Annotated in this window: 20 protein-coding genes; 9 read left to right on the top strand and 11 right to left on the bottom strand. The window is 45.7% G+C overall.

Annotated elements, in window-relative coordinates:
* The first annotated feature begins 8 nt into the window (after positions 1 to 8).
* Positions 9 to 1,418 carry a glycoside hydrolase family 1 protein gene (locus CS562_RS29045; protein ID WP_076291676.1) on the top strand — a complete coding sequence of 470 codons (1,410 nt, stop codon included), beginning with the start codon at positions 9 to 11 and terminating at the stop codon, positions 1,416 to 1,418.
* Positions 1,419 to 1,515: 97 nt separating this feature from the next.
* Here the strand turns inward: CS562_RS29045 and CS562_RS29040 are convergent, their stop codons facing one another.
* The 5 genes from CS562_RS29040 to CS562_RS29020 form a co-directional block, all read right to left on the bottom strand.
* Positions 1,516 to 2,736 carry an MFS transporter gene (locus tag CS562_RS29040; RefSeq protein WP_099859041.1) on the bottom strand — a complete coding sequence of 407 codons (1,221 nt, stop codon included), beginning with the start codon at positions 2,734 to 2,736 and terminating at the stop codon, positions 1,516 to 1,518.
* 33 nt (positions 2,737 to 2,769) lie between these two features.
* On the bottom strand, positions 2,770 to 3,369 hold the full coding sequence (locus CS562_RS29035; protein WP_099859058.1) for a TetR/AcrR family transcriptional regulator: 600 nt from the start codon (positions 3,367 to 3,369) through the stop codon (positions 2,770 to 2,772).
* Between the two features lie 120 nt (positions 3,370 to 3,489).
* Entirely contained in the window at positions 3,490 to 4,632 is a 1,143-nt protein-coding gene (locus CS562_RS29030; RefSeq protein WP_099859039.1) for a trypsin-like peptidase domain-containing protein, read from the bottom strand.
* Between the two features lie 14 nt (positions 4,633 to 4,646).
* Positions 4,647 to 5,891 carry an FxLYD domain-containing protein gene (locus tag CS562_RS29025; RefSeq protein ID WP_099859038.1) on the bottom strand — a complete coding sequence of 415 codons (1,245 nt, stop codon included), beginning with the start codon at positions 5,889 to 5,891 and terminating at the stop codon, positions 4,647 to 4,649.
* Between the two features lie 221 nt (positions 5,892 to 6,112).
* On the bottom strand, positions 6,113 to 6,532 hold the full coding sequence (locus tag CS562_RS29020; protein WP_076291692.1) for a VOC family protein: 420 nt from the start codon (positions 6,530 to 6,532) through the stop codon (positions 6,113 to 6,115).
* A gap of 273 nt (positions 6,533 to 6,805) precedes the next feature.
* Between CS562_RS29020 and CS562_RS29015 the strand changes: the two genes are divergently transcribed.
* Complete coding sequence (locus CS562_RS29015; RefSeq protein ID WP_099859036.1) at positions 6,806 to 7,561, top strand: class I SAM-dependent methyltransferase; 756 nt, start codon at positions 6,806 to 6,808, stop codon at positions 7,559 to 7,561.
* Between the two features lie 104 nt (positions 7,562 to 7,665).
* On the opposite strand, the gene pbp4 is transcribed toward CS562_RS29015, so the two are convergent.
* Positions 7,666 to 9,750, bottom strand: coding sequence for a penicillin-binding protein PBP4(5) (pbp4, locus tag CS562_RS29010; RefSeq protein ID WP_180287241.1), 2,085 nt, complete (start codon positions 9,748 to 9,750; stop codon positions 7,666 to 7,668).
* 144 nt (positions 9,751 to 9,894) lie between these two features.
* On the opposite strand from pbp4, the gene CS562_RS29005 reads away from it, so the two are divergent.
* The 5 genes from CS562_RS29005 to CS562_RS28985 all read left to right on the top strand — a co-directional run bounded on the left by CS562_RS29005 (position 9,895) and on the right by CS562_RS28985 (position 16,901).
* Complete coding sequence (locus CS562_RS29005) at positions 9,895 to 10,299, top strand: CBS domain-containing protein (protein ID WP_024631266.1); 405 nt, start codon at positions 9,895 to 9,897, stop codon at positions 10,297 to 10,299.
* Between the two features lie 387 nt (positions 10,300 to 10,686).
* Positions 10,687 to 12,966, top strand: coding sequence for a glycosyltransferase (locus CS562_RS29000; protein WP_180287240.1), 2,280 nt, complete (start codon positions 10,687 to 10,689; stop codon positions 12,964 to 12,966).
* Positions 12,967 to 12,983: 17 nt separating this feature from the next.
* A complete protein-coding gene (locus CS562_RS28995; RefSeq protein WP_099859032.1) occupies positions 12,984 to 14,135 on the top strand; it encodes a hypothetical protein in 1,152 nt (383 codons plus the stop codon).
* Between the two features lie 118 nt (positions 14,136 to 14,253).
* Positions 14,254 to 15,675 carry an MBOAT family O-acyltransferase gene (locus tag CS562_RS28990; RefSeq protein WP_099859031.1) on the top strand — a complete coding sequence of 474 codons (1,422 nt, stop codon included), beginning with the start codon at positions 14,254 to 14,256 and terminating at the stop codon, positions 15,673 to 15,675.
* Positions 15,676 to 15,689: 14 nt separating this feature from the next.
* Positions 15,690 to 16,901, top strand: a complete 1,212-nt coding sequence (locus CS562_RS28985; RefSeq protein WP_099859029.1) for an alginate O-acetyltransferase AlgX-related protein — start codon at positions 15,690 to 15,692, stop codon at positions 16,899 to 16,901.
* Between the two features lie 95 nt (positions 16,902 to 16,996).
* Here the strand turns inward: CS562_RS28985 and CS562_RS28980 are convergent, their stop codons facing one another.
* The 3 genes from CS562_RS28980 to CS562_RS28970 form a co-directional block, all read right to left on the bottom strand.
* Positions 16,997 to 17,443 (bottom strand): hypothetical protein, encoded by a 447-nt coding sequence (locus CS562_RS28980; RefSeq protein ID WP_076291667.1) that lies wholly within the window; start codon positions 17,441 to 17,443, stop codon positions 16,997 to 16,999.
* Entirely contained in the window at positions 17,440 to 17,889 is a 450-nt protein-coding gene (locus CS562_RS28975) for a hypothetical protein (protein WP_076291666.1), read from the bottom strand. Before CS562_RS28975 ends, CS562_RS28980 begins: the two co-directional genes overlap by 4 nt.
* 393 nt (positions 17,890 to 18,282) lie before the next feature.
* On the bottom strand, positions 18,283 to 18,762 hold the full coding sequence (locus tag CS562_RS28970) for a GyrI-like domain-containing protein (RefSeq protein WP_099859028.1): 480 nt from the start codon (positions 18,760 to 18,762) through the stop codon (positions 18,283 to 18,285).
* A 293-nt stretch (positions 18,763 to 19,055) separates the two neighbouring features.
* On the opposite strand from CS562_RS28970, the gene CS562_RS28965 reads away from it, so the two are divergent.
* Entirely contained in the window at positions 19,056 to 19,322 is a 267-nt protein-coding gene (locus CS562_RS28965) for a hypothetical protein (RefSeq protein ID WP_099859026.1), read from the top strand.
* Positions 19,323 to 19,442: 120 nt separating this feature from the next.
* Positions 19,443 to 19,655, top strand: coding sequence for a DUF6366 family protein (locus CS562_RS28960; protein ID WP_099859025.1), 213 nt, complete (start codon positions 19,443 to 19,445; stop codon positions 19,653 to 19,655).
* Positions 19,656 to 19,759: 104 nt separating this feature from the next.
* Here CS562_RS28960 and CS562_RS28955 read toward each other — a convergent pair whose 3' ends face one another.
* Both CS562_RS28955 and CS562_RS28950 read right to left on the bottom strand, forming a co-directional pair.
* Complete coding sequence (locus tag CS562_RS28955) at positions 19,760 to 20,263, bottom strand: MgtC/SapB family protein (protein ID WP_083679106.1); 504 nt, start codon at positions 20,261 to 20,263, stop codon at positions 19,760 to 19,762.
* Positions 20,264 to 20,296: 33 nt separating this feature from the next.
* Positions 20,297 to 21,328: a LacI family DNA-binding transcriptional regulator gene (locus CS562_RS28950; protein WP_099859024.1), complete on the bottom strand. Its 1,032-nt coding sequence runs from the start codon at positions 21,326 to 21,328 to the stop codon at positions 20,297 to 20,299.
* Positions 21,329 to 21,372 lie beyond the last annotated feature (44 nt).

The raw sequence follows: 21,372 nt of genomic DNA, 5'->3' as shown, positions 1-21,372 counted from the left end.
AACTAACAATGAAGCATACTCAACTTAAACCATTTCCTAAAGATTTCTTCTGGGGAGGTTCAACCTCTGCCTATCAAATTGAGGGAGCCTGGAATGAAGATGGCAAAGGCCCTTCTGTCATCGACATGGGCAATCATGTGGAAGGCGTAACCGACTTCAAGGTAACCAGTGATCACTATCATATGTACAAAGAAGATGTGGCCCTGATGGCCGAAATGGGCTTCAAAGCCTACCGTTTCTCCATCGCATGGACACGCATCTATCCGCAAGGCGCAGGTGAAGTAAATCCAAAAGGGCTGGCATTTTATGATTCCTTGATTGATGAGTTGATTAAATACGGCATTGAGCCCATCGTGACCATGTATCACTTTGATCTTCCTTATGCGCTTGAAGAAAAAGGGGGCTGGTCCAACCGCGCAACGATAGATGCCTTTGAACAATATGCCAAAACGCTTTATGAAAACTACGGTGACCGGGTCAAATATTGGCTGACCATCAACGAACAAAATATGTTGATCCTGCATCCTGGCTCTCTGGGTACACTGGATACAACGCTTGTTGATCCGCAAAAAACACTGTATCAGCAAAATCACCACATGCTGGTCGCTCAAGCCAAAGCCATGGTCCTGTGTCATGAGATGCTGCCTGAAGCCAAAATCGGCCCGGCTCCCAATATCGGTGTAATCTATCCCGCGAGCTCCAAACCGGAAGATACGCTCGCTGCTGATAACTATGCTGCCATTCGCAACTGGCTCTATCTCGATATGGCGGTATATGGACGCTACAATCATATTGCCTGGAGTTATCTCGAAGAAAAAGGATATACCCCTGTCATTGAAGATGGAGACATGGATATCCTGGCTCAAGGAAACCCTGACTTTATTGCGTTCAACTACTATACTTCCCAAACCGTTGGTGAAAGTCTAAACGATGGTAATGACTTCTCCCATACAGGAGATCAGCACGAAATCGTAGGAGAACCGGGTGCATATAGAGGATCTGTGAATCCGAACCTGCAAAAAACGGAGTTTGGTTGGGAAATTGATCCGGTCGGCTTCCGCTCTACCCTTCGTCAGATTTACTCCCGTTATCATCTGCCATTGATCGTTACCGAGAATGGTCTGGGTGCATTTGATAAACTGGAGGAAGGCGACGTGGTCAACGACCCCTACCGCATCGAGTTTTTCAATAAACATATCGAACAGATTCAACTGGCTATTACAGACGGTGTAGATGTATTCGGCTTCTGCCCTTGGTCTGCGATTGACCTGGTCAGCACACATCAAGGATCAAGCAAACGTTATGGATTCATCTACGTGGATCGGGAAGAATTCGATATCAAGGAATTAAGACGTATCCGCAAACAGAGCTTCCACTGGTATCAAAAACTGATTGAAACCAATGGAGAAGTCCGTTAATACTGTAAATTAAAAAGCCAGTCGTTTACACATCGTTCATGTGTAGCCGACTGGCTTTTTGTGTTGGTTCACTCACGCATTCTTATTCAAATCAGGATTACATTTCTGCTTTGGCGTTGCCTGTGGAGTTAACTCCTCTTAACACCCGCAGAGATAATAGGAAACAGATTGCCAGAACAAAAGCTGCTGAAACGTAAGGATAGTTGATATTCACATCAAACAATGCTCCCGCTACAATGGGACCTGCGATATTGCCCAAACTTGTGTAGGCTGAGTTCAATCCGGCCACAAAGCCTTGCTGTTCTTCCGCCAGTTTGGACATCTGCGTACTGATTGCCGGACGCAATATATCCATACCTAGGAACACGATAAACGTTACGACAAGAATCATCCAGTAGGTGTTCACAAACAAGGTTAACAGTACAAATACGGCTACAAAAAGCAAACAGACCGAAATGACTTTTTTCTCACCAAACCGGTTTAACAGCCAGCCAATCAGTGAGACCTGCACCACGGCTCCCGCAATGGAACCAAACGTAATAATGAATGCAATGTCTTTTGTCGTGAAACCAAACTTGTGATCCACAAACAGTGAAAATACCGTCTCATAGTTCGCCAGACCAAATGCCATAACAAACACGATAATCAAGCTGAAAAAGTAAGGCTCCCGGTACGAATGCAGCAACTGGGAAACCATGCCCGGGCTTTTGACCTTCGGTGCACCCGCAACAGGTTTGGTTTGCTCTCCGGTAATTCTGGTCGACTCCGGCAAAATAATCAACGTAATGATAGATGCCAGCAAACCCGCAATACCTGCGGCATAGAAAGGAATCCGAATACCAAAGTCAGCGATATATCCGCCGATCCCCGGACCAATGATAAATCCTGTAGTAATTGCGGCATTAATTAATCCCATGCCTTTACCGCGTTCTTCTTCTGTCGTAATATCTGCGGTATAGGCCATTACTGCTGGGAAGATCATCGCTGCACCGATCCCTCCAAGCATCCGGGCTGCAAAGAGCAGCGATGGTGCATTCACAGCACCAAACATAAACTCCGATACAGCAAAGATTAACATCCCGCCAACAATAATTTTTTTACGTCCCAAGAGGTCAGACCAACGGCCCGCAACTGGAGAAAACAGAAACTGCGTGAAGGAGAATGCTGCTACCAGCAAACCAACCGTGAACCCGGTGATATGCAGTAGATCCATGTACGCAGGCATAATAGGTACCACAAGACCTATACCTGTAAAAACGAGAAAAATATTAAACATTAACAGCAGCAATGCGCCCCTGTTCCGTGTAAGTAATGCCATGATTCCATCCTCCGTAGTTGTCAAAATGTTGCCTTAAGCTTTATCTTTTGCTATTCCATACAAGAATACGCTAGCCGCTTGGCGGTACAAGGCAAGAGCCAGTTCTGGCTCCATTCCGCGCGACAGCTGACTAAGTCCAATAATGGTACTTTCCAGAATGAGAGCAAGATTGTCAGCGTTGTCCGCATTGAACTCTCCGCTCTCTATCCCCTGTTCCACCAATTGTTTGTTAAATTGAATATGCCGCTCAAACATCAAAGCTATGCGTTCTTCAATATCATTTTCTTTCTTTTCCCCCGTAAAGAACTCATCTGCCGCCTTGGTTAGCGGGTGATTCATATCGTCGAGGATTAATTGTTCTGCCAAGCCGTAGATCTTTTCTGTAGACGTATTATACAAATGTTCCTTGGCCGCCCAATTTTCTTCCCATTCCCGATCCCACTCATCAATCAGATACAGAAAGAGGCCTTCCTTACTTTTAAAATGGTAATAGATATTGCCTTTGCTGCTGCCTGTCGCAGTCACAATATCTTCAATGGAAGTTGCTTTATACCCTTTTTGCACAAAAAGAGCTCTTGAGGCATCCGCAAGTTTCTTCTTGGTCTGCTCGGTTTGAATTTGCTTTTTATTCATACTCATACATTTCACTCCACCTCTTGCATACTGAACGTTCGTTCTGTATTTTAACAGAACCATCAAACTTAAGCAATCAAAAAGGAGAATCGGCTTGGCGCCCATTCTCCCTTCACATCTTTATTTCACTTTTTTCCCTTGGCCATGAAGTATTTTCAGTTGTCCATTTTCATAACCTACTTGATACGTAACTTTATATTTCGTGGTGACCAATTCACCATCTTTTCGTTCATCCGCTGTAATAACCGCAGTGACCTCTATTTCATCATTTGACTTATCCGAGGACGAAACTTCGGCGATGGTAACATAACTGGTGTTGATGTAACCTTCACGGAACTTGGCATAACTTATACCGCTCTGCCACTCACTGCCAAGCAAGGCATAGGCGGTAACATAGTCATTCAGATTCAGGTTCATATAAAATTCGGTCACCAGACCCTCCGCTTCCAAAGAAGCTGAGTCTGCTCCCTGACTGCCACTCGTCTGAACCGCCGTTTTAGATGATGGTTTCTCAGACCAGGCCTGGACCTGCTTCAATACGCTGGTGATCGGAATGCTGAACCCGATTCCGCCTTCCTGCTCCACAACGGCTGAATTAATGCCCAATACTTCACCGGTGTCCGCACTGATCAGTGGGCCACCACTATTGCCGTGTGTAATGGGCGCCGAGATTTGATACAGATTACTATAGATATACGGGGCAATTTCGAAGCTGCGACCAACACCGCTGATAATGCCTGTAGTTACGGTGTTCTCCAGACCTAGCGGACTGCCCAGAGCGAGAATCTCATCTCCCGTCTCCGCTTTGGATTTGGCGATAGGCAGCGGGTTAACTTTTTTCAAATCAGGCACCCTGACGACAGCGACATCCGTCTCTTCTCCAATCCCGATAACGGTTCCCTTATACTCCTCATGATTCAGGGTTCGAATCGTTACTTCTTTCGAGCCCTCCACCACGTGAGCATTGGTTACCACATCCCCCTGATCATTGTAGAGAAAACCGGAACCCAGTCCGCTGCTGCTCTCAATCGTAACCACTTTCTTCTGACTCTCTTCAATAATCTGTTTACGTGTTTTCTTCACGGTTGTCTGGGAGGACGGTTTAGACGCTGTAGTTGCCGTTTCCTTCGTAGTGACAACAGCCAGTCTTGGTCCATCCTGCAGTTGATCTGCTGAATACTGATGAATCCAGAACACCCCTCCTGCTCCTGCTCCAATAATGATTGCACTGGATATAATCGTACTCCATGTTCGTTTGGCCATTCCAACCTGTCCTCCTATTCCAGATACCACGTTGCGTTCACTACAGAAACTTCAGCTTCCTCGTACACACCGTAATAATACGTTTCAAAAAATCCCTGATCCCCTACATCAAGCCAGCTTGGGTACACATCCGCATAGGTTTGACCGAGATATGCCCCGTCTGAGCTGTAGATGTCCAACATAACCGTCACGGAAGAGATAGGCCGAGTGGCATTATTCACGATTGAGCCGCTAATATACAGGTCGCCATACATATCAAGCGTCGCTTCTACGTCTACAATGCTCACCGCTGCTGTGCGGTTTTTCAAGTCTTCTTCTGCCGCTTGTTGCTCAGCAAGTTGAATTCGTTCGGCTTCTGCTTTTTCAAAAGCCTTCTTCTCACTCAGCACCCGTTCGCGATATGCTGTCAGTTTGTCATCCTCGGGCGCGTAGGATAGCCCCTGATCAACGGTTTGCAATGCAGCCGTAAAATCCTTTTTCTTCACTTGCTGTTCAGCTTGCTTATAGCTAAGTCCAGCCAGCTTGTCGATGATTTGTTTCTGAACCGCCTCTGCTTCCTTGCCTTTCAATTTTGATACCGTGTCCAATTTCTCAGCAAGTGCCTGTACGGTTGTCAAACTATCGATTTCTTTCTTCACCTTCAGGACAGCCAGTGTCACCTTGTTGTTGTTTAGAGTCGTACGCACCTTGGCAAAAACCGGTTCTTCTCGCTCTTTCAACACTTTTGCTACAGCCTGAAGTGTCTTGTCACCGGCAGCAAGTTTTCCCGTTTTCAAACTTGTCGCAGCTTCGTTCAGCTGATTCATCAGATTGAAGGCTTTGGCTGTAATTTGGCGATCCTTCACAAGGCCATCAACATTGGGCCGTTTCGCAAGAGCCGAATCCAGAAGTTGAAGCGCCTCTTGATATTTACCATCTAAGGCAGCCTGCTCCGCCTGTTGATGCAGTGATTTTACCTCCGCATTGATCCCTATCTCCTGTTTGTAATAATAAGTCAACAAGGCCCCCATCACCGCTGCCAGAAGCAGTGGAATAATCCAGCTAAATGCTCGGCCTTGTGCCGTATTGCTCTGCTTCGGTGCAGACTGCTGCTGTCTGGATAACTGATCTAGTGCTTTTCCTGTTCCACTTTCCAGACCAACTGCTGTTTCTGCCCAAATCTGTTCATCGGTAGAGCTTGAATCTTTTAATTTCGTTCTACACTTTCTACATGTGCTGTCCCCTGGATTGCTTTTGGTCCCACATACGTGACAATACACCCTGATCCCTCCATCAAAAAGAACGTATGTATACTATGCTATTTTTACATGAATCGACACTTATCATATAGTAAAAAGGTAAATTACACCATAAGTTATTCGGATAAATCCGGTGTCTATTCCTCCAAATCGAAATGATTATGTAATTATGTATGATTCAGATAAATGAACGCAAAAAGTACCTCCCTGTTAATAGGAAGGCACTGATTAACTAATGTATTCTATTCTTGCGTAGGAAAGCTGCTTAGATCCATATAGGAAACTTCCCACAAATGATCATCCGGGTCCTGAAAACTCCACCCATACATAAACCCATGATCTTGAGGATCGTTATACGGTTTGCCGCCAGCATCCAGGGCAGCTTGTACAATCAGATCGACCTGTTCACGACTCTCCACCGACAAGGCTACGATGACTTCTGCCGTGTCCGCCGCATTGGATATTTTTTTCGAAATAAACGATTGAAAACGATCCTCCACCAGCAGCATCGCATAGATGTTGTCTCCAATGATCATGCAGGTTGCAGATTCGTCTGTAAAGTTCGCATTGAACTCAAACCCTACTTTGGTAAAAAAATCAACGGACCTCTTCAAATCCTTAACGGGCAAATTAACAAATATCTGCTTAGCGCGAACAGCCACCATCGATCACCTCAATCTAATAGAATGGATTTCATCTCAAAATAACATCTCGCGTATACGCTGTCAATTCAATATAATAACGATATTCCAGACTGTGAGGTGAAACGGATGTTATTCCGAATCGTTCGAAGTAATTAGTCGTCGGGCTGGGTCAAAACGCGTACCAGCTAACATGGGATACGTCTGCCCTTTTGAGCCTGTTCGGCATCTAATCGTAACGATTTGGCACAACATCTGTCTAGAATCAAGAACTCACATTGGAGGAATCATATAATGAAGAAAAAGATGGACTATACTACTTTTTACGAACGTATTGGGCGATTGAATGGCTGGGACTTCAGCTCCCTGAAAGTGACTTCAGAGGGAATCAAATGGAATTTCTACGAGGAAGTTATACGCTGCACCGAACCGTCTGATCTATTGCTTGATATTGGCACAGGTGGGGGAGAAGCTGTTCTTTCCATCGCGGATGCCGCACTATTATTGGTTGGAATCGACCTTTCCCGGGGAATGATTGAGACTGCCCAGCGTAATCTCAAGGCATCTGGTTCCCATTCGAATGTCCGTTTTGTGCATATGAATGCAGAGCAACTGACATTTCCAGATCAATTCTTCAATGTAGTGTCCTCCAGACACTGCAACTTCTGCGCTACAGAGGTATTCAGGGTATTGGACGATGGCGGTGTATTCCTTACCCAACAAGTCAGTGAACATGATAAGTATAATGTAAAAAATGCCTTTGGCCGTGGTCAAGCCTCAGATGTTCAGCCTGGCACATTAATGGAACGATGCAAACGTGAGCTTCGCGAAGCGGGTTTTCGTGACATTGAGACACACGAATATAATGCAACAGAATATTACGCCACGCCTGATGATCTGCTTTTCCTGTTGACCCACGCACCGATCATTCCCGGTTTTGGAGAGAAGGAATCTGACTTCAAGCGTTTCCAACAGTTTGTTGAGCAAAATCGCTGCGATAAAGGGATTCGAACGAACTCGGCACGTTTTATGCTGACTGCTCGGAAATAAATCTTATAACATAAAGGCAAAATAAAGCCCATCCGCCATTTTAGTAACATGAATGGTGGATGGGCTCTTCAAATACTAAAGATACATCGTAAATCGCAATCCAATTACTGCGTTACTCCCTTTTTCTCCAGGAAAGGCTTTAATTTATCCAAAACATAATGACTGCCGCCTCTCCCGTTCACTTGTTCAATGACTGCGGCTATAAGGAAGGATGGTGATTCGGTATCGAACACCACGACAAATCCGTTCTCCTGTCCTTTTTCACCCTTCTTGGCCTTCAGCTCGGCAGTCCCTGTCTTGGCCGCCAGTCCTTCGGGGAGTGAGTTCAAGGAATGAGCCGTTCCTCCCGTTCGGGTCACAACCTGGCCCAAGGCATCCTTCACCGTATTTGCCACTTCAGGCGTAATCACAACTTCCGGTTCGACGGTTTCCTTTTCCTCTATCAGTACAGGCTTCACCATTTTTCCTTCATTAATAAAAGGGGTGAAGGAGGACGCCAGATGGATCGGCGACATCAACATTTCTCCCTGTCCATAGGACGTGTCAGCGAGCAGCACCTCGGATGACAGATCGAGATGAGCCTCGTTTGCATACTGACTTGGTTTCAAATATAGTTCATCCAGTCCAAAGTTGTCTCCAAAACCGAACTTCTGGATGCCATCTATGAACTTGGCGCTGCCCATCTCTACGGCTTCCTTCGCAAAATAAATATTGTCCGAGTAGACCAGCGCATCAACCATGTTCACCGGAGATACACTTTTCACACGTTTCACATAGTAACCGCCCCAGCTCTCATCCTTGCGCCATTGCAGACCAGAGATATCATGCGATTTGTCCGCGGTGGTAACCTTCTCCATCAGACCTGCAGCTGCCGTAATGGCTTTGAAGGTTGAACCTGGTGCATAACGATTCGTAAACCTGTTGATAAAAAGAAGCTTCTCATCTGCTGAATAGGCATCCCACTCTGCCTGTGTCAGTCCCGTAACCATCTTGTTCGGATTATAGGCGGGCGCACTTGCCAGTGCCAGCAAATTACCATCCGTTGGGTTCATCAGCACCATTGCTCCGGCGTCACCGCCACTCGATAATGTCTTATACAACTTGCGCTGTTGCTCAGAGCTTATCGTCAGTTGAATATTCTCTCCATCCACTGCATCCTTGCGAATAAGCTCAGAGCGAGTGTTTCCAGATTCATCGGTGATCTCGATCAGGCCACCTCGTTCGCCGCGAAGCTGTTTCTCCAGGGATTGCTCCAGTCCGGCTTTGCCAATCCAATCTTCCGCACGATAATAGCCTTCCGTATCTTTCTCCAGATCTTCCTTGGTGGCCTTGCGCACATAACCGATTAGATGAGCAGCAGCCTCACCAAGAGGATAATATCGTATTTCCTTGGATTGAACTTGCACACCAGCCAGTGCTGTAGGCACCCGGGAGTCTTCTGTTGAAGCAATCGGGACAAAATATTCTGGCTTCACCCATTTCTGTGCAAGCGCGGTGTTAATCATAGCTTCTGTTACTTTGTAATGCTCCGCGATCCGGGCGATCATCGCCTCTGGATTTTCTCCCAACTTCTCAGGTATAATACCCCATTCATATATATTTCCTTTTGTTGCGAGGGGCAGCCCTTCACGATCAACAATGTCTCCACGTTCCGGGAAAAGGGTTCTCACCCGAACTTTGCTTCCCTTGACCATGTCAGTCAGAATCATGGATGGCTTCCAGTTGATCCGCCAGACTTTGCCACCCTCCTCAAGCTCTTCACGCACCAGTTTCAGTGTATGTGTCTCATCCACTTCCCCCAGGAAAGTCGTTAACTGCAGACTGTAGTCCACTTCATAGGCATCCGGGTTTTCGTTTTTATTTTCATTACCCTTGCCATCCGTTGTCTCTTCGATTAATTTCGGTTTCAATTCTGCTTTAATCGCAGAAACCTCCATACCCGAATAGATTGCGTTGTATTTTTCCACAAATTGCTCACGGTTCATACCGGATTCTTTCAATGAAACAGGTGTCATCAAGGTATACAGTTGATCAAATTCTTTCTTTTGCAAATGCTCTATGTACTGATTAGCGGTTACCTCAGGCTTTACTTCCTCTGTTTTGCTATTCTGCATGTATAAGTACATTCCGATTCCACCGGCAAATAAGATGGGAAGCAGTCCATAAATAATTTTACGTTTCGATTTCATCATATCACCTCTAATATACACTATAGATTTCCAGCCTCAATTAAACAATGGAACAAATCTGACGAATTTATCATTAAAAATAGCCGAAAGCTCACATAATATGTTTAAATAAGGAGAGTGAGATTACAGTAAAGGAGCCCGATGATGGAAATCAGCTATTTTTTACTCCCCAAAGCCGAAGTGGCCTATATCAAGTCTTCCGCTTCCATGAAAGATGCGATCGAGCAGCTTGAATTGCAGCATTATACCGCCATTCCCGTGATTGACCAGGATGGAAAATATGTTGCCACCCTGTCCGAAGGCGATTTGTTATGGAAAATGCGGAGCACTCCTGGACTGACATTTGAGACGATGGATCAGGTCCAAGTGCATGAGATCGACAACCGTGTATATAATGAATGTGTCTTTATTAAGGCAGAAATGGAAGATATGCTGACGCTGGCAGCAGATCAAAACTTTGTGCCTGTGGTGGATGTGGACCGTGTCTTCCTCGGTATTATCCGTCGCAAGGATATTATTGAGTATTATACGCGCAACATCTCCGACTAAATTTGAAATGAATATATGCCTTTTGCTGATCACAATGGCAGAAGACTGAAACAGAAATGACGAGTCCTTGGGGCAATATCATTAAGTTACTTAACTTAATGATATTGCACATTGAGCTCGTCATTTTTGTGTTTTCAGATAACATCCGGCCTCTACTTTCATTTATGCGAAAAAAACAAATAAACATATTGCGCAATTTTCGACAAATAACTACAATAATTATTATGATACGACAAAATTAACCATCAAAAATAGAACCTAAGGTTCTATATTTTTCGAGGTCCTATCTCTTTTTTCAGAATTTGTTCAGAATCATTTAGTACAATGATCACATTCTTTTATTCCGATAGGCGGCACTACTCAGAAAAATCAGGAAGAGGTATTCACTTGAACTACTTAAGTACACGCAACAAGATACTTGTCACAGCTACTGTGATTATGTCTTGTATTTACGTCATTTGGCGTACATTTTTCACCATTCCTTTTGGACATGGCCCTCTCGCTGTAACCGCAGGTCTTGCCCTCCTCATTGTCGAACTTATAGGTATGTTCGAACTCGCCGTCCATTTTTACAATATGACCCGGCTCGAATATCCCGAACTTCCCGTTGTTGACGAAGCCTTATATCCGGATGTGGATGTATTTATCGCAACTTATAATGAACCCACTTCGCTTCTGTTCAAAACGATTAATGGCTGTCTGAACATGGATTATCCTGATCGATCCAAAGTACATATCCATCTGTGTGATGACTCGAACCGTCCCGAGATGCGGGACCTGGCTGCGCACCTGGGTATCAACTACCTTACGCGAACAGAGCATGTACATGCCAAGGCGGGTAACCTGAACAATGCCATGAAGCATACGTCTTCCCCGCTAATCGTCACCTTTGATGCAGATATGATTCCAAAACATGATTTTCTGACGTCGTGCGTTCCCTATTTTCTGACCGGAGAAAAAATTGGTTTTGTGCAAACACCACAGAGTTTCTATAATCCGGATCAGTTCCAGTACAATCTGTACTCCGAGAACCGGATACCGAATGAACAGGATTATTTCTATCGGGACGTACAAGTAGGTCGCAACAAATCCAATTCCGTCATCTATGGCGGAACAAATACCGTACTCTCCAGACAGGCACTGGAAGACGTCGGCGGTTTCTATACCGGTTCCATTACAGAGGATTTCGCCACTGGTATTGAAATGCAAAGCAAAGGGTATCGCTGCTTCGCTACCAATAAAGTACTGGCCTCCGGACTTGCTCCCGGTGATCTGAAAAGTCTGATCAAACAGCGTCAGCGCTGGGCGCGCGGTTGTATTCAGACAGGTAAAAAAATGAACCTTCTCTTCAAAAAGGGACTTAGTTTTGCTCAAAAACTGAACTACATTTCTTCCATTACCTACTGGTACTCCGGGTTAAAACGACTGCTGTACATCATGTCACCCATACTGTTTGCCGTGTTCGGCGTTCTGGTTGTGAAATGTACCATTCTGGAGATTCTTGTGTTCTGGTTGCCCATGTATCTGTTGACCAACACCTGCCTGCGAATGTTATCCGGTAATATTCGAACCACCAAATGGACCAATGTATATGAGACCATTTTGTTCCCTTCCCTTCTGCCCGCCGTCATTCTGGAAACTCTGGGCATCACGATGAACAAATTCGTCGTTACCCGCAAAGACGGTGCGCAAAATGATGATCGGAACTATCAGATTAAACAGATGATTCCTCATCTGATTCTGGCGGTACTATCCATTATCGGAATCGTTAATTGCATCCACTGGACATTTAGCCAGGGAACAATTGGTTTCCTCGTTGTGCTGTACTGGTTGTTAATTAATTTCTACAACATCATGATGTCGATCTTCTTCCTGGCTGGACGTAAAGTGTTCCGCAATCACGAGCGCTCAATGGCTTCCGTGGATTGCACGCTCACAACGGAAGGGGAGATCATTTCCTGCATCACCCATGATCTTTCGGAAGGCGGTATTTCCGTCATGCTGGATACTCCGAAGTACATTCCAAGTGATATGGAGATTGGCATTAAACTGGTAAATGACCGGTATTCAAGCGAGTTTACAGGCAAGGTGGCACATGTCGCTTCGATCGGAAACCGTTGGAAATATGCTTTTACCGTTAAGGATATCACGGAACAAGAGCAGCGCCAGCTGCTGCACATCATCTATGATCGCGAACCTACGCTGCCACAGAAGCTGGACAAGGATATCAGTACATTTGAAGACATTCGCCTGAATTTTGTACGTCGGGGTCAGAGTGAATTCATGTCCAACCGGAAGCTGGCACGAATTGCGCTAAATCGCGAATTGCCAACGGCAGATCATGGAATCGTGACATTGATGGATTTCAACTATGAATTCGTCCTGGTGGAGATGGAGCATCATGATTTGGCCAATGAGATCCAACTTTCGCTTAGCGAAGACATCTCACTGAAATGCATGTGGGTACAGTCCCTGCGTAACAAACGAGGCAATTTGTACCGTGTGACCAATATTCGTGATATTGTTCGCAACCATCAGATGCCAACCTTGGAAGCTCTGCTGAAACAGTGGAATAAGGAACATATTCAGTTGGGTAAAACAGGCCCTGCATCCCAGGGCAAAAACAACATCTCTCCAGACGAACTGAACGAGATGGCTTATTTATAGAGGGGAGGCAAGAAAGCATGATCAAGAAGTGGAAACAACTTACACTTGTTGCTAGTCTTGTTGTGTTATGGAACATGTATCCCATCCAGGCTGTTCAGGCAGAGCAGCTTAAGGTGAGTAGGAGTACACTCCATGAATGGAACAATGGAGCCAAGGTAGACGCCAGCGTTGATAACCAAGGCAGTATTCAGATTAAGACCTCCACGCAGGGGCTCAAAAAAGGATACTATTCGGCCTACGTTTATGAGCTGCAGAATCGAGACTGGTCAGGCTATGGGGCTTTGACCTTCTCCATCCGCAATGAATCGGACCGAAGGTTGCCTCTTAATATCGTACTGACCCGAGCGGATAAAACCTCCCTTACTGTGTCTGATGATCGAAACGTCATCGTAGTCGAGAAATCAACCGGACACGCTGAACTGGTTCGTCCGTTATCTGGCCTGATTGCATTGGAACCGGGATTTGTCGGACAAATCCGCATCCCCTTTTCCAGCCTAATGGTCCAGGACAAGGCCAGCACGGCAGGTCAGGTGAACTTGGGTAAAGTCATTGGCTGGGGCATTACAACCACAACTCCCGAAAACGCCAAGCTGAGCTTCCGCATCGGCAACATCAAGCCATTGTCCAAGAAGCAAGCTGTTGTGGAGAATGGGCTCACCACCTTGCAAATGACTGGTGACGAACGTGTGGTGAAGCCCGTAGCTGGTGAATCCATTGTCCAATACGGTGTTCAATCTTCCTCAGAAGAAACGCCCGATGTAAAATTCCAGCTCAACACCCCCGTTCAGGGAGCATCCATTACACCGGATGGACTGCTGACGCTGCATACCGATGTCGATGCTGAGCAGGCCACCATACGTGCACTTGTGAATGGCAAATGGAATCTGACAAAGACCGTCATGCTGGATCGCTCTTCAGCGATGAATGTTCAGGAGAAAGACGGGACGCCACGTTCTATTCCTGACCCATCTGAAGTTACCAAGGTGCTCAGCCCTGCCGACCCACTGATGAAAACATCGGTGGGATGGTTTATTCGTCTCTTGTTAACAGCTGCCGGAATCCATGGACTCGTCCTCTACTGGATGTGGAGAAGACAACGGAATGCCCAGGGTGCCAGAAAGCGACGTTCCCGCAATGATCGACAAGCACGGCGACCTTTTCGCATGTAAACGAACCTTGCAGACCAACTCGCATCCTAAGATGCGGGTGTCTGTCTATTTTTAATTGAGCATGTTGCATCAATTGATACAACGTGCTAGCTTATATGATCCTCAAGGAGGAAAGGCAGTGCTCTTTTCCAGTGTAATCTTTCTATTTTATTTCCTGCCGCTTGTTCTGGGGCTGTATTACATACTGAGATTCTCGGTTACGGCCAAAAACATACTGCTGCTGGTTGCCAGCCTGCTCTTCTATGCATGGGGTGAACCGTGGTTTGTCCTCATCATGCTGGCCTCCATCTGTTTCAACTATATCTTCGCCCTGCTTGTGGACAAGTTCAGGGAACGAAGGAATGCCGCGTACACCATCATTACGTTGATGCTTATCGTCAATCTAGGTATGCTGTTCGTCTTTAAATACATGGCTTTTGCACTTCGTATTGTGAATGAGAATACAAGCTTTGGCCTAAATATCCCGAATATTGCGTTACCGCTAGGGATCTCGTTCTTCACCTTCCACGGAATTTCCTACGTCATCGACGTGTATCGCGGACATGGTGCCGTGCAAAAGAATCTCTTTTATGTGGCGCTATATATCTCCTTCTTCCCTCAGCTCGTTGCCGGACCGATTCTGCGCTATAACACGATTGCAGATCAGATGGTCAACCGTAAGGAGAGTTGGGACAAGTTCGCACTGGGCTGCTGCCGCTTCATTGTGGGTCTGGGTAAAAAAGTGCTTTTATCCAACAGCATGGCCATTGTCGCCGATCACATCTTTAGCATGGGGGGCACCTCGGATATTCCAGCAAGTCTGGCATGGCTGGGAGCCATCGCCTATACGTTGCAGATTTATTTTGATTTCTCAGGATACTCCGATATGGCGATTGGCCTCGCCCTCATGTTCGGGTTCAAGTTCGAAGAGAACTTCAGATATCCGTATATCTCCCGCTCCATCACTGAATTTTGGCGCCGCTGGCATATCTCGCTGGGCACCTGGTTCAAGGAATATGTCTATTTCCCACTCGGGGGATCACGTGTCACTAACAAGGATAAAATGATTCGCAATCTGCTCATCGTCTGGGGATTGACTGGCGTGTGGCATGGTGCGGAGTGGACATTTGTAGTCTGGGGATTGATTAACTTCGCATTCATTGCGCTGGAAAAAATCTCTAACTTTGATAAAGGTACCCGCTTCAACCCGCTGCGGCATCTCTATGCCATGTTTATTGTGGTCATCGGGTGGGTGATCTTCCGTTCACCGGATCTGCTGCAAGCTGGCAACTATCTGGGCAACATGTTCGGACTGTACGGCAATGGATTCTGGAGTGATACAACCTGGATGTTCCTGAAAGAGTACGCACTCTTCTTCATCCTCGGTATTCTGTTCTGCATGCCGATTGCCACGAGAATGAACAAACTGATGGTCGACGGCGCCCGTTTCAGCAAACCATTGGAACTGGTGTACCCGGTCACGATCATCGTTTTATTCCTGGTCTGTGTATCGTATCTGGTCAAAGGTACATACAATCCGTTTATTTATTTCAATTTCTGAGAGAAGGCACAACCATGCACAACTTTTTTGCCAAAAAGAGAATCACGGCTTTCCTCTTCATTCTCGTGCTCGTGACATTCTCTGTTCTGAACATTATTCAATCCTTCGGGCCGATCCAAAAGACGCTGGCTTCAGCGGACTTCCATTATTCTGAAGCCAAAGAACTGATTCACGAACTGGATAACGACATTAATGAACATGTCTTCGATAAGTTCGGCTTCGTGGAAGCGTACGGATATATGCAGTCACTCATGTGGAAGAACGAGGAGAACAACTTCGAAGTCGTAAAAGACATGGAAGGCAAGCTGCACTATACCTACTTCGCTACAGGGCCAACGGATACGAAAGATCTGTCGGATCGAGTTGCAGCGCTGGGAGCACATTTGGACCCCAAAACTAAACTGACCTATGTGATGACACCAGACAAATACGTACGTGGGTATACCCAGTTCCCGGAAGGCATTCCTTACAATTATAACAACGAAACAGCCGATGGCTTTCTGACCAATCTTAAGCAGGATGGCATTGATACGGTGGATCTGCGCAAAGGTCTGTTGGAAAGTGGTATTCCGGCAAAGGATCTCTTTTTCACCACAGATCACCACTGGAAAATCAAGACCGCGTTCTGGGCCTTCGGCCAGCTGGTGAATCATCTGGACGGCATGTACGACAAGCCGCTGGACCCGGATCATTATTTCACGGACTTAAATAACTATAATGTGGTTCCGTATCAGGATATTTTCATTGGATCACAGGGTCGAAAAGCCGGGAAATACTTTGCTGGTGACGATGACTTTGACCTGATTTATCCGAAGTTCAAAACGGACTATTCCTTCTACTTCAAGACCGGCGAGACGGAAGCCACACTGAACGGCCGCTTTGAGGATGCGCTGCTTACAACCTATCCGCTGAATGTACAAGGAGCTACCTATGATCTAACCGCTGACAAGTACTTTACGTACCTGTACGGAAATCAGGGAATCGTTCATGTGGTGAATAAAGACAAACCGAACGGACTCAAGGTACTGTTCATCAAGGACTCTCTCGCAGTGCCGATGATCTCCTTCCTGTCGACCGTCGTGTCCGAGATTTACCTGATTGATCCACGGTATTATACGGGGGACATCGTGGATTTCGCTAGCAAAACCGACCTGGATCACGTCTTTGTATCCATATCGCCGCAGGATCTCGTAGATGAATTTTTCCCTTACGGATCGAAAGATTAACTCGGTGAAGAATCATTCATCTATATAAATTCGTAAGAAGGGTACCCCACAGCCAATGATCTGGCAGACAGGGTACCCTTTTTAATCCAATAGAATCAGTTTCGTTCTCGCTTCGCCTTCTGTTCCTTATAGTATTGCAAAACATCACGCGGGCTGCCTTGAAATGCTCTTTCCTTGCCATATGCATACGCCAGGTCCAAATTTGCAAAAGCTTCATCATGCTGCTCTAGCTTCATGCAGACTATACCCAGCTCAATCCACGGCCCGGTATTAATATCCGAACTTCGTGTTTGCAGTGCTATTTCTGCCCAAGGCTTCGCCAGCGCGTACTGCCCCATGTCCATATGTGCATTCACGTGACAGGAAGCGATCCAGCTTGCCATTTCCCAGTCGGTCTTCGGCTCGGGCAGCATCCCCCAAGCCTGATCATAATAGATCAGGGCTTGCTCATGCTGCTGCGTTTCATCCAGAACATTGCCTGCTTCTACCGTTTCAATAATTTGTCTCTCCAGTTCGGGATGCTCCGGTGTCAAATCTTTCACTCCGTAACCTCCTCCTCCAGTTCGAAATACCATTCCAGAAAGTTATTGAAGTTCGCCCACTGCGGTGTGCTTTCACCGCTCAGGAAACGTTCGATCGATTCACCAAGCTCCACCAGAGCCACATCTCCCGTTTGGCGGTTATAAAAGAATCCACCCTCGCCCTCAAAGCTGTCCAGCGGGATGTAGGCTTCTGGCAATCCCAACGTAAGTTGAGCCACCGTCATGTCCTCCAGATATACGGTGTTTTCCATAACCCAGCAGATCTGATAGATTTCCTGATGTCTGCTGTAAAAGGTCGGACCATCATCAGCATGCAAATAAAAATGTGCAAAATCAGATGCAAGATCAATACCCAGTTTACGTAAAGCTTCTTCGTACTCTGCTGGCACATCTTCATGCCACCAGCCCTGATTTTGACAATAATCAATCACTTTATTGGATAACATATTAAGCCTCCTAATGAATCGAACATGATGTAGCCATGATGAGTAAACCCTCTGGTACAATATAAATTGAACTAAAGATTATTTACACGNTGATGAGTAAACCCTCTGGTACAATATAAATTGAACTAAAGATTATTTACACGTGGCACTCCGATGACAGAACAACCTTCCGATCGCTGTTATCCCCAGATTTTTTGGATTCCCTTTTTAAAAGGGAAAATCCGGGGATAAAGGCGAAGCGTATGCTTCCTATGCAGCTTTCTTTCAGAAAGCTTTTAGCTCCGCTTCTTCAGGTTATTTCTGTCCTCTCCGTTATCGTGTAAAAGTTTAGTTCAATTGATATAGTTGATCTTTACCTATATAACGATATAACCTAGCCTGTTATGCGTTAAATCACGTTAACGGTTTAACAGGTATCCATACTTGAGGAGGAAGACCCTGACCAGGGTAAACCTCAAGTTCCGGAATTCCTGCGTGCTTGTAAGGAGTGGCTCCGAACCATTCGCTCATAATATACTTCCACAACCGCTGTATCGCTTCTGGCGCCAATTCATCGGCTTCAAATACCATCCAGTGGGACGCGGGAATCTCTATTGAGAACAAACCCTCAGGCACCTCCCCGGAGTGTGAAGTTGCGATCCAATATTCCATTTGACCGCTGTGTAATTCCCTCTGATCTATACAAATGCCAACCAAACCGGAGACGGCCCCGTTATTAAACTCGTTTAAACGATCTTCTATTCCGTCCGCCAAAGCTTCCTGCCACATCTTTGGAATCTCTCTCAAATTCTCGCCATCCACACAAGAGAACGTTCTTTTAATGCCTACGAAAGTTAGGGACTGCTGTTCAATCAAGTTATCTTTCACATTCATGGGATCGGCTCCTTTCAGAATGAACAAATTATTAGTATCTAACCGAAACGTGCCTACGCACGCGCATTCCGCAGGAGTTCCTGAAGTGATTGTTGCATAAACAATATATCCCCACGGATTTTACTATAAATACTGTATCAAAAGAGCAAGACGATTGGAAATAGGTTCATTCATATCCAGCCTCAATTTCCTAATTCTGGAGCAACTTTACCTTCATTCTTTCGTCTAATGATTAACTAACAACGAACGAGATGACTATGCGAATAAGTTGCAGTCCCGGTTTCCCCGGGAGCATGATTGGGTCAATTGACCTTCAGCCTACCAAGTTTAATACGGGTGTTTCCAGCAACAGCGAGATTACTCATCACATTAACGCTGAACTCATTGCCATTCCCTATATGGAAGATCCCGAATTCGGATCATACTTTGATGCGATGAAGATGATGAAGGGAACATACAAGGAAGAGTTTCACGTAAGCTATGATGTGGAATTTACGATTGATGTGGATAAAAAGGGGTATATGTGCGAACCCAATTTCGATCTTAGTATCGAACCATAACTCCTACATCATTTGAATACAACAAGAGCACAAAGCGTTCCTGACTTACTTCGGATCACCTGTGCTCTTTTTGAATATAGGTTCTGTTTACCAAAAAAATCATATTTCAGGGGTGATCACATGGATTTTCGAGAAGAAACACCTGAAGAAAAAAGAGAACGTCTAAGACAAGAAGAATTAAAGGGAAACCCCATGGGTACGTTGGGTGATGGCGTAAATCGTGCTCAATTTGGAAGCTTCGCAGATTTAGTTGGAGGTTTGGGATGGAAAGGCACTGGAATCCTCATTATATTATTGGTACTAGGGTATGTAGTTTATAAATTAGTATCCTAAATAAGGATTGGGGTAACTATGCATTCTTCGCTATGTGAATAAATAAGCGTATTCAAAGCTTTCCATTGAATACGCTTATTCGTTTGCAGAAAATACTCAACCATTTAAGCACTCAAGTCTTTCTTTTCTCCCTTTGCCACCAGCTTCTTGTGCTCCCACTTCTCAATCCAACCCCCAACCCGGATGAAAAAGAAAGCTACCGCCATCGAAAAGGTCACAATTCCGTAGAAACCGGCTCCCGTACCAATACCGACCCCACCTGCAAATAGGATCATCGCTGCCGATGTCAAACCTTTCACTTCAAATCCTGCCTTCATAATGAGTCCTGCTCCGAGAAAACCAAGGCCCGAGACGATTTGAGCCGCCAGACGCATCGGGTCCATCATCGTTCGGTTATGCAGCTGTCCGTACACTTCAACACTCTCAATGGATACGATTGTAATGAGTGCAGAAGCGACAGTGACAAATGTATACGTCTTTACGCCAGCAGGTTTGTTCTTATGGGTCCGATCGAATCCGATTAACAGCCCGAGCACAGCACTGATCAGAATTCGGACATAATATTCAAAAGGTACAGAGTTGCCCATCCAGGATGTAAACGTTATCATATTTAACCTCACGACATCCGAAACTCATTCTTGCTAATTCTTGATCGAGGAACAAGAGTTTCTTTCTATTATTTTGCTAGGCACGATCCTGTTATTCTCGTACGATCCCTCCAAAATACCCAGCTTATGCATAAGCAGCCTTACCGACTGAACACCCAGCTCCGATGGTTGCAAATCCATTCCCGTCAACGAAGGTCTTACCTGATGCATCATGGACTGATCACCGCAGATTACAAACAATGAGATATCTTCCGGCACACGAAGACCCGCATCGTTAATGGCATTAAGAGCGCTAAATGCAGTACGGTCGTCATCTGCAATAATGGCCGTAACCCTGCCCATGGGGTTCTTCACATTATGAAGTGTCTCATCATAGCCGTATTTAATATACTTGTCTGAATGAATACCTGGTTTGTAATGTATCATTCCGGGCTGGATCGTCACACCATGCTCCTGCAGTACCCGGACGAACTCTTCCGACCGCTCAATGGAAACAGTCATCTGCTCCCCGGCGTTCAGAAACATGATGTTCCGATGCCCCAGTCCAAGCAAATAATCGCAAATATCGCGCATGACCTGTTTATTATCATTATTGACGGTAGATACACCCTGAAGTCCCTTGTTAATGATTTTGCCAATCGTGACAAACGGAATGTCATGCTGATACAGCAGATTGATCCGGTCATCCTCTTCTGTAGGTCCCAGCACAATGGCACCGTCAATAGGATAGCTCGCAAGTGAAGGTGTCTTCACCTCTTCGGCAGCAATCATGTCCAGAAGCACCCGATATCCATAATTGGAAGCTTCCAGAATGACACCATTGATAAACTGATTATGGAACACGCTGAAAAAGAATTTTCCGTGCGGAATCGTAAGTCCGATCGCCATTGTTTTCTTGGTGACCAAGCTTCTTGCAATATGATTCGGCACGTAATTCAATTCCTTCGAAATTTGCAGTACTTTCTCGGTTACCTTTTTGCTCGTTGGCCTTTTCTGGCTGAATACGTTGGATACCGTTCCCTTGGATACACCCGCCAGACGGGCTACATCATCAATCTTTGCCATTAGGAACAACCTCTCCTCAACACTAGTTCGATTTCGTCCTCGCG

Source organism: Paenibacillus sp. LK1 (genome assembly GCF_002750415.1).
In the GTDB taxonomy this organism is placed as follows: Bacteria; Bacillota; Bacilli; order Paenibacillales; family Paenibacillaceae; genus Paenibacillus; species Paenibacillus taichungensis.
Note: the sequence above shows the minus strand (reverse complement) of the source record. Positions and strands in the feature narration are given on the sequence as shown.